Annotated in this window: 9 protein-coding genes; 2 read left to right on the top strand and 7 right to left on the bottom strand. The window is 59.2% G+C overall.

Going from position 1 to position 14,786, the window contains the following annotated elements:
* From xdh to HKN37_03780, 3 genes are all read right to left on the bottom strand, one after another.
* The coding region (gene xdh / locus HKN37_03790) for a selenium-dependent xanthine dehydrogenase (GenBank protein NNE45762.1) at window positions 1-2,629 on the bottom strand (2,629 nt) is incomplete at its 3' end.
* Window positions 2,630-2,760: 131 nt separating this feature from the next.
* A complete protein-coding gene (locus HKN37_03785) occupies window positions 2,761-3,705 on the bottom strand; it encodes a carbamate kinase (protein ID NNE45761.1) in 945 nt (314 codons plus the stop codon).
* Window positions 3,706-3,801: 96 nt separating this feature from the next.
* The gene (locus tag HKN37_03780; protein ID NNE45760.1) at window positions 3,802-3,948 is read right to left on the bottom strand and encodes a hypothetical protein; all 147 of its coding nucleotides are present in this window, start codon (window positions 3,946-3,948) and stop codon (window positions 3,802-3,804) included.
* An 18-nt stretch (window positions 3,949-3,966) separates the two neighbouring features.
* On the opposite strand from HKN37_03780, the gene HKN37_03775 reads away from it, so the two are divergent.
* A complete protein-coding gene (locus HKN37_03775; GenBank protein NNE45759.1) occupies window positions 3,967-4,971 on the top strand; it encodes a guanosine monophosphate reductase in 1,005 nt (334 codons plus the stop codon).
* Window positions 4,972-5,063: 92 nt separating this feature from the next.
* Here HKN37_03775 and HKN37_03770 read toward each other — a convergent pair whose 3' ends face one another.
* From HKN37_03770 to HKN37_03760, 3 genes are read right to left on the bottom strand one after another with little or no spacing between them, the layout of a single operon-like run.
* Window positions 5,064-6,086 carry a hypothetical protein gene (locus HKN37_03770; protein NNE45758.1) on the bottom strand — a complete coding sequence of 341 codons (1,023 nt, stop codon included), beginning with the start codon at window positions 6,084-6,086 and terminating at the stop codon, window positions 5,064-5,066.
* Window positions 6,040-8,346 (bottom strand): molybdopterin-dependent oxidoreductase, encoded by a 2,307-nt coding sequence (locus HKN37_03765; GenBank protein ID NNE45757.1) that lies wholly within the window; start codon window positions 8,344-8,346, stop codon window positions 6,040-6,042. The genes HKN37_03770 and HKN37_03765 overlap by 47 nt, the downstream gene beginning before the upstream one ends.
* Window positions 8,333-9,751 (bottom strand): 2Fe-2S iron-sulfur cluster binding domain-containing protein, encoded by a 1,419-nt coding sequence (locus HKN37_03760; protein ID NNE45756.1) that lies wholly within the window; start codon window positions 9,749-9,751, stop codon window positions 8,333-8,335. Before HKN37_03760 ends, HKN37_03765 begins: the two co-directional genes overlap by 14 nt.
* A gap of 204 nt (window positions 9,752-9,955) precedes the next feature.
* Here HKN37_03760 and HKN37_03755 point away from each other — a divergent pair, with 204 nt between their 5' ends.
* A complete protein-coding gene (locus HKN37_03755; GenBank protein ID NNE45755.1) occupies window positions 9,956-12,028 on the top strand; it encodes a TonB-dependent receptor in 2,073 nt (690 codons plus the stop codon).
* 47 nt (window positions 12,029-12,075) lie between these two features.
* On the opposite strand, the gene HKN37_03750 is transcribed toward HKN37_03755, so the two are convergent.
* Window positions 12,076-14,616, bottom strand: a complete 2,541-nt coding sequence (locus HKN37_03750) for an MMPL family transporter (protein ID NNE45754.1) — start codon at window positions 14,614-14,616, stop codon at window positions 12,076-12,078.
* Window positions 14,617-14,786 lie beyond the last annotated feature (170 nt).

The raw sequence follows: 14,786 nt of genomic DNA, 5'->3' as shown, positions 1-14,786 counted from the left end.
CTGCCGGCGAGTCCTGCATAGGCAGTCGGAAACGACGCACACCGTCATATGAATGAAGGGCGGCAGCAACCGCTCCGGCGGTCGGAACGAGTCCAATCTCTCCAATACCCTTCGAACCATAGCCGCCTACCTCGTCCGGTACCTCGACAAGAATCACGTCAATCTGCGGCGTGTCCTTCGCCTTCAGAATTCCAAGATCCCGGAGCAAAAGTGAGTCGGGGTGACCGCCCGTGCAGCTGAAGTCCTCGGACAGGGCATATCCCAGTCCCATGTGGACCGACCCCTCAATCTGACCGGCACACGCCAGCGGATTAATTGCGCGGCCCACATCGTGTGCCGCGACAACACGTTCGATCCGTCCATCGTCGTTCAGCATTACAACCTGGGTCGCGTAGCTGAATGTCATGTGGGTTTTGGGATCATCGACATCTGCCCCCGGCTTGGTCGTGAATTCACACACGTATTCTCCATCGTAGATCCGACCGCCCAGATCCTCGAGTGATGACGTCTCGAGATCAGCCCGGAGTTTGCGGGCGGCCCGCTGGGCCGCTATCGTACTCAGCGCCGTCCCACGCGATGCGGTCGTCATGCCGCAATAGACAGCGGGGTCGCTCACGGCGCGAACGTGCATTACGTCGGGATCAACACCCGCCTCCTCCGTAACAACCTGTCGCAGAACGGTGAACAGACCCTGCCCCATCTCCGTGTAGCCCGTAAGTATCTTCAGTTGGCCATTTTCCAGAACCTGAATTCGTACGCGGCTACTGTCCTCGAGCCCGTTGCCGATTCCAGTATTCTTAATGCCACATCCGATTCCCGCGTACTTCGTAGTCTTGTAAACATCGCGGACTGCTTCCAGCGTTTGCCGGATTCCGCAACTCTTGGTCATGATCTGACCCGTGGCAAATCGATCGCCCGGGCTGAGAATGTTGCGTTCCCGGATATCGTAGCCGTCGACGCCCACGCGTTCAGCGAGCATGTCCATCACACCTTCAATGGCGAACGTCGCCTGGTTCGCGCCGAAGCCGCGCATGGCGCCACACGGAGGATTGTTGGTGTAGACCGTCGTCGCCTCGACATCGACGTCTGGAACGCGATACACACCGCACGAATGACCGGCGGCACGCTCCAACACTTTCATCCCCACCGATGCGTACGCACCCGTGTCGCCCACAATGCGTACGCGGACAGCCTGCAGGTGCCCGTCAGCGTCGGCCCCGACGGTGTAATGAAGTGTGATCGGATGGCGCTTGGGGTGGATGCGAATCGACTGCTCGCGCGTCAATACCGTTCGGACAGGTACACCAAGCAACTGAGCGGCAAGCGAAGTCTGCGCCTGTACCGATAGATCTTCCTTGCCGCCGAACGCGCCTCCGTTCGTGACGAGTTCCACGTCGATCTGATCGATGTCTATGCCCAGAACGCTGGCGATCTGCAGCTGATCGTCGTGAACGCCTTGACCCTGCGAGTACACCTTGAGGTTGTCGTCTTGCGGTACGGCCAGACAGGCCTCCGGCTCAAGGAATGCGTGCTCAATCCGCTGCGTCTCGAAGGACTGCTCAATCACATGCTCACACGACGGCAGTGACTCGTCTACGTCGCCTCGAGAAAATGAGCAGACCTCCAGTTTGTTGCCGGTGTCGTGAACCCGGGGAGCGTCTTCTGCGAGTGCAGCAGCAGGGTCCGTGACTGCCTCAAGTACCTCGTACCGAACGCGAACCGCGTCGGCAGCTCGTCGGGCGTTGAACATCGAATCCGCCACAACGAGCGCGAGCACGTCGCCAACGCATCGGGTCGTTTCGCCGACCGCAACGAAAACGGGCCAGTCTTTCAAGATCAGTCCGACGTGGCGTTCACCGGGAACGTCGGCTGCCGTAACCACCCTCGAGACACCCGGCATCTCGAGCGCCGGGCCTGTGTCGATATCGATAACCTTCGCTCTCGGATGCTCGCTTAGAACAACAGCTCCGTGGAGCATCCCGTCGATGCGCATGTCCGCGACGTACGGCTTGTGGCCCAGCGCATGCTCGATGCCACGATAGCGGGACGAGGAATCGCCAACTCCCTGACCTCCGGCTGCGCCATTTGACGGCGAGCTCCTTTCAAGGCCGAATGCCTCGCCGAAGAAATCGGACCGCCGCGGCTTGCCGCGGGCCGGGATCCCGTTATTCCACATCTCGCCGGCGGTCTCGATCGCATCTACAATTCGGCTGTAGCCCGTGCACCGGCAAAGATGACCGGACAGCGCGCGCTCGATGACTGTGCGATCCGGCTTGTCGGTGCGTTCAAGAAGCGCGTAGGCCCGCATCACGATACCTGGAATACAGAAACCGCACTGGATCCCGCCCTCCTGGACAAAAGCCTCCGACAGAATGCGGAGCTTGTTTTCCGAAACACCATCCAGCGTCTCGACCGACCGACCGTCCATCTGCTCCGCCTTGCGAAGACATGAAAGAGCGGGGCGGCCGTCGACCAGGACCGTGCAACAGCCGCAATAGCCCTGCGGCGAGCAGCCGTCCTTCACAGACGTCATTCCACATTCCTCCCGCAGGACTTCGAGGAAATGCTGTTCGGGATCGCACGAGACCGTAGTCTCCGTGCCATTCAGGCTGAAAGTAATGTCTGACATCGGGCTACGTCGAGGGTGGGACTGCATGATACTTTATGGGATCAGCACCCACAAGGTAAACAGCGCAATTGGGCCCGATCTTCCGACGCCCGACGATGTAGACACCGGTTGGAACATCGAACCGCGGAGACCTAGCGTGTGATTCGCGTGCCGGTCTCGCCGGATACCGCACGCTCCAGATTCTCCGCGTTCGTGATCAGTCCTTCCGTGCCCCCCGCCTCGATGAAGTCAACGATCGCCTGGATCTTGGGCTCCATGCTGCCACGTCCGAAATGGATCCCTTCTGCGAGGTACCCTTTCGCTTCGTCCAACGTGATGGTATCGATCCATTGCTGTTTCGGTGTCCCAAAATGAAGCGCGGCCTTCTCAACCGATGTCGCGATCACCAGCAAACTTGCGTCCAGTGCGGTCGCGAGCAATCCAGACGCAAGATCCTTGTCGATAACAGCCTCCACGCCGCGAACGTCTCCTGACTGCTCCCTTACAACCGGTATGCCTCCGCCACCCACGGCGATCACGACGAATCCAGAGTCGATGAGCTTTCGGATTACGGGTGCTTCTATTATGCGCAGCGGTCGGGGAGACGCGACCACCCGCCGCCATCCTTTGTCGCCCTCCTGTACAACATGCCAGCCTTCCTTCTGTCGGCGACTCGCGGTCACCTCGTCCATATACCATCCGATCGGCTTGCTCGGGCTCAGGAACGCAGGATCGTTAATGTCGACCTCGACCTGACTGATGACGGTGGCCACGCCTTTCTCGATGCCGAGCCGACGAAAATCATTGCAGAGATTCTGCTGCAACGCATAGCCGATCGCGCCCTGCGTGTCCGCCCCGCACACCTCCAACGGTATCTCGTGCAGTTCGTGCGCTGCGAGCTCGGAGCGACGGAGGATGAATCCAACCTGGGGTCCGTTCCCATGAGTGATCGCTACCTCGTATCCCATCTGAACCAGCGTGGCGATATGGTCGTCCGTCAATGCCGCCATTGCATACTGGTCCTGGACAGATTGATGCTGCGAGTCCCGGATCAACGAGTTGCCTCCGACGGCGACCACTACTCGAATTGCCGACATGCCAACCTCCGCGAATCTGGTTCGGTGTCTTGAGGCACAGCGTAAGGGTGTCGATATCCATCTCGACGCCTGACCTCCTTAACCATCCTGGGGACCCTATTGGTCCTGTGGCAGCGGCACAAACTCGCCTGCGGCGCTGGTCGACATCGACGAGTGGATGATGCGCACCACCGTTGCGCATTCGCTGTTCACCCTGTAGACTGCGATGGCACAGACACCGGTCTCCTCCTGACGATTAGACACGATACATACTGAAATCCAATGAGTCAGCAAGCCATCACCTACGACGACGTTCTTCTCGTGCCGGCATACAACCACAGCGAGTCGCGTCGACTGGTTGATATCTCGATGACGGACAAGCGAGGCCTTCTGACGCTTCAGCTTCCGGTCATGTCGTCCAACATGGACACGATCACGGAAAGTGACATGGCGAATTACATCTCGGCGAAGGGGGGAGTGGGCGTGCTCCATCGTTTCCTGTCCGTCGATCGGAATATTGCCGAGTACAAGAAGTGTACCTCCACTACGTTTGTATCGATCGGTTGCTCCGAGTCGGACCTCGAGCGGGCGGAAGCGCTGAGGGACGCGGGTGCGTCATATTTCTGTATCGACGTCGCGCACGCGCATGGAAAGTATGTGGGTGCGACGCTCAAACGTCTACGGGATTTGCTCCCGAGCGCCTGCATCATCGCGGGTAACGTGGCAACGTATGCGGGCGCCGACTACCTGGCATCGTGCGGGGCCGACCTGATCAAGGTCGGGATCGGCGGCGGGTCCGTCTGCAGTACCCGCATCAAGACTGGGTTCGGCGTCCCGATGTTGACGTCGATTCAACAATGTGCCAAAACGGACCGATCCGTCATTGCCGATGGGGGAATTCGGAGGCCGGGTGATATCGTGAAGGCGCTTGCGTTCGGAGCCGACTTCGTAATGCTTGGAGGAATGCTGGCGGGCACGGCCCCGACGCCCGGTGAGGTCGTGACGATGGACGGGCGCCGCGTGAAGGAGTTTCGGGGTATGGCCAGTCAGGAGGCGCAGGACTCGTTCATCGGTGGCGTGCCGGACTGGAGGACGGCGGAAGGAGTCTCCACATATGTCGAGTATCGGGAAGACATCGACGAGATCATCGCAGATATGATCGGAGGTCTGAGATCGGGTCTCACCTATGGCGGAGCGATCACGATTCGCGAGCTGCAGCGTAAACTTGAGTATCTCGTTGTCTCACAAGCGGGAAGAACCGAGAGCCTTCCACACAAGGCGATGTAGTCGTCGGTATGTATGAGGTTGTTTCGGCGTCTGGTGTATCGGTCCACGTTGAGTTGCCAACGTGGCTTTGAGCAGACGAAACGTGGCGCTCCTCACGTCGACGCTCGACGTTGCAGGAGCTGGGCCGACACGCTGATCGCGATCTCCTGCGGGGTATTGCTACCGATCGGCAGGCCGACTGGAGCTGTGATCCGGTCGAGGATCTCTTCCGCCAACCCCTCTGAACCAAGCGCTGTTTTGATCGCAGCGATCTTCGCTGCGCTTCCCATCACGCCGACGAATGGAAACGGATGATCCATGATTCCGGACAACGCTCGCACGTCCGATGTCAGATCAGTGGTCATCACGACAACTTCTGTCAGGTCAGGGTAGGCGATCGTCGCGCCGACCTCCGCGTAATCCGGGACGACCGTCATTGTGTTCTCCGGTGGTGCCTCCGTCATCGCCGGGGCGTCGGACCGAGTGTCAAACACCGACACGTCGTAGCCCAGGTCGTACATCACGCGTGAAAGAGCGAGCCCGCAGTGCCCGCCGCCCAGGATAGCGATCCGCCGCAGATTGAGCATCTGCTCGACGTATTTCCACCCATCCGCCGAATACTCGAGCGACGACTGTGTCCACAGCGATTCATTTCGCGTATCCGCGAATTTCGTCGCCGATTCCGATATCGTCAGTACGCCCGGCCTGTTCATCCGTTGCGCAGTCGCGGCCTGTTCAATTGCGGCCGCGTCAACGTCCGGGCTGTACACGCAGTAGAGATTTGTCTGGCGGCCGGCGCAGATTAGTCCGGACGGGTCTCCGGCGCCTCGTGCCTGATGATGGAGCGTCTGGATACGCGTCTGAAACCGTCCGGTGTCTAGAGCCGTCCGCGCCTCTTCGATGACATTGAATTCCATGACACCGCCACCGATCGTTCCTGCCACAAATCCAGCCTCTGTCACGATCAGACCTGCCCCGGTTGTTCCAGGCGAGTGGGCGGTGTGGTCTGCCACTCGAGCCACAAATACACGTTCGCCCCGGCTGAGGTGCTTACTGACGATGATCCAGAACGACTTCACGACGAGGTACTCACACTGATTCCTCGATGATCGGTGGCTCGAGACGAGAAAGTTCATGGACTATCTCCGGGTGCAGGGCCAGGAGCATCCGTTCGGGAGTTATGGGCGCCTCGAACTGGAGATCGACGTCGGGCCGGAACTCACGCATGGCATTCCGAAGTGCGAAGAACACGCCGATACCGTACATCAGCGGCGGCTCGCCGACCGCCTTGCTACCGTATGGCCCCAGAACCTCGTCGGCGTCGCGCAGGAACTCCACCTGGATATCGTCCGGCATGAAATAGACGTCCGGCACCTTGTACGTCGCCAGCGCTCCCGACATCAGTCGCCCCATGTCGTCGTACTGCAGGTCCTCCATCGTCATCCATCCGAGGCCCTGGGCGAGTCCGCCCTCGATTTGCCCGAGGTCGACTGACCGGTTGAGAGGTCGTCCCATGTCGTGCACGATCTTGACGCTGTCGACATCATACGTTCCGCGAAGGCAGTCGACCGTCGTCTGAATGATGGCTGTTCCATACGTGTGATAGGCGAACGGTTTTCCCATCTCTTTTCCTTTGTCGAAATGGATGTCCGGCGTCGCAAAGAATCCGTGCGCTGACAGATCTACACGTCTTAGATGTGCAGCCATGGTCAGTGCGGCCCACGTCAGGCTCGTCTGACTCCCGTCACATGTTACGATTTCGTCTTCGATCGTGATGACGCTGGTATCAGGCGCCCCCAGCTCCTGGATCGCCGCCCGCTTCAAGCGGTCGACGATTTCGCGTACTGCGACCAGCGTAGCATTTCCGTTAAGCAGCGTCGTCGAGCTGGCCGCCGACGGCGACATGTTCGCTACGCGCGTCGTATTTGTCGTCTCTATTCTGATGCGCTCGGGTTTGATGCCGAATGCTGTTGCAGCGATCGCTGCGATGTTGGTGACGAGACCCTGACCCATTTCAACGCCTCCGGTGCTCACGCTTACGGAGCCATCGGTGTACACGTGGACCAGAGCACCGGCCTGATTCATGAACGTCGTGGTGAACGAAATGCCGAAGCAGATCGGCATGACCGCGACGCCCTTCTTGATACCGAAGTTGGAATCGTTGAATGATGAGACACGCTGCACGATCGACGGCAGGTCAAACGAGCTCTCCGCAGCCTCCCACGTCCTCGTTGCGCGACCGTCTTCCACCGTCTGTCCGTACGGGAACGTATCCCCGTCGATCAGCAGGTTGATCCTCTGAATGTTCTCCGCACGCTCGCCGATGGTTTCGGCGAGGCGGGCGATAGCGCTCTCGATGACGAACATTCCCTGTGGTCCGCCGAATCCCCGAAACGCAGTGTTGGGAGGAAGATTGGTACGGCACGACGTGGCAAACGCCCTGACATTTGGGATGAAGTAGCTGTTAGTCGAGTGAAACAGTGTGCGTTCCAGCACCGCGGGCGAGAGATCGGCCGCTGCTCCAGCATTCTGATAATGCCGCACCGAGTAAGCCAGAATCTTCCCGTCGGCAGCGGCACCGATCTTGAAGTCTGACGAGTACGGATGGCGCTTACCCGTCATCATCATGTCCTCCGATCGACGAAGGACGAGTTCGACCGGTCGTCCAGTATGCCACGCGCCGAGCGCGGCCAGACATGCCCAGGGTGTCGCCTGGTCCTCCTTTCCTCCGAAGCCGCCGCCCAGTCGCGTCACATCGATCTCGACATGATTGTTCGGAACTCCCAGTATTCGAGCGACCGTCCTCTGACCCGCGTACGGGCTCTGGGTGGAGGAGAAAACACGCATGCGGCCGCCCTCTAGTGGCACGGCACGCGAGCGCTGTGTTTCAAGGTACACGTGATCCTGGCCACCTACATCGCATCGACCTTCGACCACGTGTGCACACAACGCCCAGGCGGCGTCCACGTCGCCCATTTCAAAGGTTCTGGTCGTGCCGATGATTTCGCCGCGGTCGAACGCTTCGCGCGGATCCGTGATGGCCTGCCTCTCGTCATACTGGATCTCGATCATCCGAACGGCAGCGCGTGCGATCTCGGCCGATTCGGCGAGCACCACGGCAACGGGTTGGCCCACAAAGTGTACGTCGCCTTCAGCGAGAAGCGGCTCGTCTTGAATAATCGGCCCGATCTGATTCTCGCCCGGTATGTCGCGCGCGTCGAGGATCGCGTGGACACCCGGAAGTGCCCGTGCACGATCCGACTGCAGTTCCGTAATTCTGGCGTGAGCAACCGGCGACGCGAAGACCGCGGCCTGCAGCATTCCGGCCGGCTGCCGGACATCATCTACATACTCCGACTCGCCTCGCGTATGATATGCTGCGTCAAGGTGCTTCATACAACTCATCGAGACGGATGTGTTCGGGAAACAGCCGAACGAAATGGGCAAGGATCAGCTGCCGGGCCAGCAGTCGTTTGTAGGTTGCCGTGCCGCGGATGTCGCTTATGGGACTGATCTCTCGCTGCGCGACTGCGACAGCCCCGAGCACCGTTTTGGCTGTCACCGATTTGCCTGCGAGAAAGTCGCCAGTCTGTGTCAGAAGTTTCGGAATTGGAGCCACGCCACCCATGGCTAACGATGCTTCGACGACGCGATCGCCATCGACGCGAATCGTTATCGCGCTGTTGACAGACGCGATGTCGAGACACTTGCGCTTCGAGACCTTTTCCCAGTTGATCCGGGTATTAGCCGTCGGCCTTTGAATTCGGATTCGAGTGAGGACCTCATCCGGTGACTTGTCAAGTTCCTTGTATCCTTGATAGAAACTGGCCAGTGGCACGGTTCGGGAAGAAGTACCGTTGCTCAGAGACAATTCTGCTCTCAATGCGAGAAACAGTATGGTCATGTCTCCGATGGGCGATGCGTTGATCACGTTGCCTCCGAGCGTAGCGCGATTGCGGACCTGGAGGGAGGCGATCAAAAACATGTAGGCCTGGATATCCGGAATCATCCGAACAATAGCCGGATGTCGACCGAAATCCTCGAAGGTCGTTAGCGCACCCACGTCGATCGCGTCGTGAGTCTCGGTGATACCCTCCATTTCCGGGAGGTCGGAGAGCACGGTTACGCGTATATCTGAAAAGTCGCCGTCGGTCTGGACATATACGTCGGTACCTCCTGCGATGTAGACATCGGCTGAGGTCTGTCCATTCGGAGAGGCATTCGGGGCCATCGACCTGAGCCTTTCCGGCATGCGCTCGAAGTACGCCGGTAGCAATCCGCTGTGAGCGTGCGGTCGGACACCGCTCTCGCTGCTCCAGGCTTCTTGCAGGTGGTCGGCAACGGCCTTGAGCGACCGGTAGCCGGTACATCGGCACAGGTGTCCACCAAGCGCTGTCTTGACACCGTCGATCGTGACGGGTTGATCGTGCTCCAACAAGTAACCCGTCAGTGACACCACGATTCCCGGAGTGCAGAACCCGCACTGCGACGCTCCTTCGTCCACGATCGCCTGCTGCACCGTAGAGAGCTCCTTCTGATTGAGGCCTTCGATCGTTACAAGATGTTTGCCCTGCAATTGGCCGATCGGCATCAGGCAGGACGTGACCGGCTTGTAGTGGAGGTGATCGTTACGCAACTCGCCGACGAGCACAACGCAAGCGCCACAGTCACCCTCGCGACAACCCTCTTTCGTTCCCGTAAGTCGCTGCGTGTTCCGCAGAAGATCGAGCACCGATGTTTCGCGCGGCTGGGTAGCAACGATCTCCTTGTCGTTCAGATAGAAATGCAGCGGTGTTGTCATCGGCAGCCACGGAGTCGGAAGCAGACGCACTCCCATCCCGGAGTCTTCATTTTTCGATGATACTGGTTATGGTAAGTTCCACAAGAACCATCCCGGAGGCAAGTTAGTCCAAGGAGGCGGTGCGGTGGTCCATTGTCTGCTCTGGATCCGGTGGGCACCTTCGTCTAATACCGGCATGCCGTCGACCCCACATTTCCAGTCTTGATGCCAGCACCTGAGGATCTGTCGCAGGCCATACTTCGGATAGTGTCCATCGCTCTGGCAGTGGGTACTCTTGTCACCAATTCGGTCCGTGCTCAGGATGCGACCTCTTCACCTGATTCGTTGAGGTCATATGCCCTGGAAGAGATCGTCGTCGTTGATGTGCCGCGGGGCGAGCGGGCCCCGAATACTCTGCAGCGATTACCACTCGCAGGTATTGCCCTGGCCGATGCGTCTTCGGCTGACGAGATTATCAGACTCATTCCGGCCGCGCACGTGCAGACGAATTCCCGGGGCGAGTCGCACGTCTATCTGCGCGGTGCGCGAGAGCGACAGGTGGCCGTCTTCTTCGACGGTGCGCTGTTAAACGTCCCATGGGATAGTCGATTTGACCTTTCGCTCGTGCCCGCGAATGTCATTGGTGAGATCGTTGTTTCGAAGGGCGCAGTATCGGTACTGCACGGCGCCAACGCCATCGGGGGCACCGTCGACCTCAAGCCGCGCAAGGTTTCGAGGCGGGGCCAGCTATCGGAACTCGAAATTGCGGGTGGATCGGCGGGCCTTGTCCAGGGTCGATTGACGCAGCTTTCCCGTGCAAGCGGCGTTGAGTATGGCCTCAGTGCAGGCTACAGCCGTCGGGCCGGTCTCACCCTTCCGACCGATCACAATCTGGCCTTCAACCAGCTCCGGAACGACCGACGGACAAACACCGACCGTTCATTGATGGACGTCTTCGGTCGGGTCACGCATCGCCTTGGCAACGGCGGCCGCATTGGATTAACACTGATGCATGTTGATGCAGAGCAGGGTGTTGCGCCCGAAGGGCATCTAGACCCCGATCAGTCACGAGTCCGATACTGGCGCTATCCGTACCGTCGTAACTCGATGGCGATCATTGGAACGGATGTGCCGCTTGGTGATCGTGGAGCACACGTTCGTGGAGCGATCTGGCTAGGTCGTTTTGCACAGGGCATTCAGCAGTACGAATCCGCTGCGTACGCATCGTTAGTTGACAGGCAGGACGACAAAGATCGTACCGCTGGTGCACGCTTTATTTTACATCAGCCGGTTCGTATCGGCACGATTCGTCTCGCGCTAAACCTGTTGACATCGCGGCACGTCCAGACCGACTACGCCCTCGACCCGACAGGGTCGCTACGGCCAGATGCGGCTGACCTGAGATTCGGTCAGCACATCTGGAGTCTGGGTGCGGAATACGAGTGGCGGCCGCCCGGGCGTCTCATGTGGCAGCTTGGAGGAAGTCTAGACGGCTCGGCGACTCCTGTCACCGGCGACAAGCCCGCCCGCAATCCTGAAATGGCCGTGAGTCTTACCGCCGGCCTGAGGTATGCCTTCGATGAGCGCACCGCCCTGCGACTATCAGCCGGCCGGAAAACGAGATTCCCGACAATGCGCGAGCTGTTCGGTGAGGCGCTCGGTCGATTCCTCCTGAATCCCGAGCTTACGGCGGAGTCGCGTGTGATGGTTGAGGCCGGTTTTGAGATACGGACCCGGCGGTTTGAGGGCGAATCGGTCGTGTTCTTCGAGCGCTCGTATGACACGATTGACCAGCGCTTCGTACTCCTTCCTGATGAAGCGCAGGCCCGCCGACAGCGGATCAACCGGGCTGGGGGTCGATCCGTCGGTGTAGAGATGGTCGGACGGGGCCGTCTTGCTGCGGGACTTACACTCGCAGGTCACGTCACATGGGTGCGAGCCCAGACCGTTGACGCAGGCGCGACTGTACAGGCGATCGAGACGCCCGAGTGGCTGGGGATCGGCACCCTGCGGTACAACTCACGTTCGGGCTTCTCCTTACTTCTGCAGACCTTGTACACGGGGCGTGCGTACGGCATCGACGATAGCAACTCATTAGTCCCGCTCGCAACCTCAGTGGCCTTCAATGTGCGTGCTGGATATCGACTGACTTCCGGCCGAGTCGTTACAGAAGTGTTCGGCCGCGTCGACAACGTCACGGACGTGCTCACGTTACCACAACCAGGGCTTCCGGGGCCGGGACGGACCTTTCGGTTTGGACTCGACCTGTCGTTGCCAGGACGCAAGTCCGGGGTCTGAGCCAACCGAACACCGATCTCACCGGCTCCGCACAAGGCGTTGCCCGGTCACGCCTTTGCGGAGACAGCCGTCTCGTCCATACCGACTCCGGAATGATCCATCGGCAGGCTACCCCTGTCCTCCAGCCACTGGAGCAGCGCGGGCAGCAGAATTATGGCGGCAATCATCGTGGCGCTGATGCCGATGACCGCGAGCTTGCCGATCGACGAGATACCCGTGTGCATGGAGATGAGCAGTCCCCCGAATCCGATCATTGTCGTGAGCGATGCCATGACGACGTGTTCACCTGACGAACGCAGCACGTCCATGATCGAGCCCTTGCCCAGCTCGCGGAATCGGTGCACGATGTGCACTCCCGCGTCGTTGCCAATGCCCAGGATCGCCGGCAGGATAACGAGATTATAAAAGTCGAGCTGAATCCCCAGTAGGACCATCGTACCCAGCATCCATAGCATCCCCGCCACGACCGGGACCAGCGCAAGCAAGGCCCATAAAACCGATCGGAAATTGACGAGCATCAGGACGAGGATGATCAGAAATGTAAGCGCAATCATGAGCGGACTCTCGCGCTGCATGAGCTGGATCATCTCCGCGGCTACAAGCGAAGTCGAACCGGGATAATGTGTCTTCCCATCTTCCGTTACGAACGACTGAACATCGTTGGCAAACGCGATCGATGCGCGTCCACCCGACACGGCGAACGCCGGGTAGATCATGATCAGATTACCGACCTCACCTGTCTTGGTAGTAAAGCTGCGCTTCAGGTAATCCGGTACGTCGTTGATCGAAAGCGCCTCGCGCGTCTCCGTTGCATCCCGCAGCAGATCGAGGTATTCCGACTCCTCGTTCTGAATAAACGGGTCGTCGAGTAGTTCGCGGATCTCGGCAATCGTCGCAAGCTTCTCTTGCTGTGCCGCCGAGTCGAGTGGGACGCGATCCTGCAGGGACTCGATTTCGCCGATCGTGGGCGATAGCGTGTCCGAACGGATCTTGTCCTGAATCACCCGGATAAGTGGGGCAATCTCGCTGCGCTCGTCCGTCACGATCATCGCTGGCGACTGTCTGCCCGACGAAGGCATCACGCGACCCTTCTTCTTGTTGTACTCTCTCTGGTAGCTGAACCCCGGGTTGTAATTGAAGCTCACCTGAGGTGCCAGCACAAGCGAAAGCAGGACATAGGCGGCGCAGGTGACCAGCAGGGTTCTTGAAAGCGGAAATCGCCTCCGCGAACCCGCAGAAGCTGTGTCGGGAGCGCGTGTGGCGTCGAGCTTCAAGACACGAATCCGCTCGAACACAATAATCATCGCCGGGAGTACAGCCATCATCGCTACGAACGCGAACAGAACGCCGGATCCCATCAGAAATCCGAATTCGCTGAAGCCGCGGAAATCCGCCAGCGTGAGCACGTAAAGTGCCACCGCCGTCGTCATGGCACTCACGGTGATCGCCTGGCCGGTACTCATGAAGGTTTCCATCATGGCCGACCCGGGACTCTGTCCCTCACCTCGCTCTTCAACGTATCTCGCGTAGAAGTGAATACCGAAATCGATGCCCAGCCCAAACAACACTAGTCCGAGAGGTGACGTCAGGGCATTGAGTTTCTCGTAGGTCAGGTACGCGAGGCCGTACGCCCAGCTAAGACTCATGAGGAGCGGAATACCCAGCAGTAGGGCGGCGACCCCTACTCGCAGGAGTTCCTCCACGAAGATCCGGCGATCAAAGTGATTCCCCGCACGCGCCCGGTATGACTTGAAAAAGAAATACAGCAGGACAACCGCAAGCAGGGATGATGCACCCACCCCGAAAGACGACCGAATGTCGCGTGTGATCAGCCGGATCTGATTACTTTCATGGATGAAACTGCCGCCTGTCATCGTCTCCATCTCTGCATGGAACGACATCGGGTGAAGGTCCTCGATGAGTTGCATCAGGCTCTCGTGCGTCCGCTCGACGACGTTCAGATCCGTTCGCACGGCATTCGGGTAGAAGCGTACCAGCATGGTCGTGCTGTCGTCCGAGATCGGGTACTCCTTCTTTACGATCTCGTCGTACGCCTCCCGGAATTCCTCCTCCGTCGACGTCGAGTCCTCCTCTTCCTCGTCATCGAGTTCGAAGTAGAACGGATTGGCCTTCAGCTTCTCTTCCTCGATGCGATCCTGCAGGTATGTTTGCAGACGATCGAGTTCATCGAATGTCGTGAAATACAGGGCGTTCTTCCGTATGAACTCGGTATCGCGCCTGAACTCTACGTTGACAAACAGTGGCTCTGCGGTAACACTGTCATCTAGTTGCAAGGCCCGCGGGATCAAGGTCTCCGCGAACGCCTTGTTTGCCTCGAAGGAAGGGCTTTCGATGATGACATCCAGGGCGTTCTGGCTTCCACCACCGACGGACTCGCGAACTCTCTGCAGCCCTTTGTAGCTGGCGTAATCCTCCGGAATCAGTTTCGAGATGTCGCCCTCAATGGAGAGCCGACTCGCATACGAGAAACTGAGGGCCGTAAGTGCGATCGCCCCAACCAGAATCCACACCGGGTGATTGATGATGAAGCGAAACAGAGGTGTTAGCCTGCGAAAGAGGGGCTGCATCTCAACTGGTGCTCTGGATAGTCAACGTGTGGCTCGTCGCGCACGAAAGTCGCTTCCGAACCGACGCGTGGGAAGGGGGGAAGGGCGCGCATTTGACGAGCATGCGAAACTTCCTGTATGCGCAAAAGATCCGCCGGTCGCCAGGCTCGGACGTCGGCTGCACCCAACCG

This window comes from Rhodothermales bacterium, from assembly GCA_013002345.1.
GTDB lineage: Bacteria > Bacteroidota > Rhodothermia > Rhodothermales > JABDKH01 > JABDKH01.
This window is presented reverse-complemented; position numbering and strand designations above follow the sequence as displayed.

Bases quoted from the DNA above. Each gene is read 5' to 3' on its own strand.
- HKN37_03750 (NNE45754.1), bottom strand. From the start codon at position 14,616: ATGCAGCCCCTCTTTCGCAGGCTAACACCTCTGTTTCGCTTCATCATC.
- HKN37_03785 (NNE45761.1), bottom strand. From the start codon at position 3,705: ATGTCGGCAATTCGAGTAGTGGTCGCCGTCGGAGGCAACTCGTTGATC.
- HKN37_03760 (NNE45756.1), bottom strand. From the start codon at position 9,751: ATGACAACACCGCTGCATTTCTATCTGAACGACAAGGAGATCGTTGCT.
- HKN37_03765 (NNE45757.1), bottom strand. From the start codon at position 8,346: ATGAAGCACCTTGACGCAGCATATCATACGCGAGGCGAGTCGGAGTAT.
- HKN37_03775 (NNE45759.1), top strand. From the start codon at position 3,967: ATGAGTCAGCAAGCCATCACCTACGACGACGTTCTTCTCGTGCCGGCA.
- HKN37_03770 (NNE45758.1), bottom strand. From the start codon at position 6,086: ATGAACTTTCTCGTCTCGAGCCACCGATCATCGAGGAATCAGTGTGAG.
- HKN37_03755 (NNE45755.1), top strand. From the start codon at position 9,956: ATGCCAGCACCTGAGGATCTGTCGCAGGCCATACTTCGGATAGTGTCC.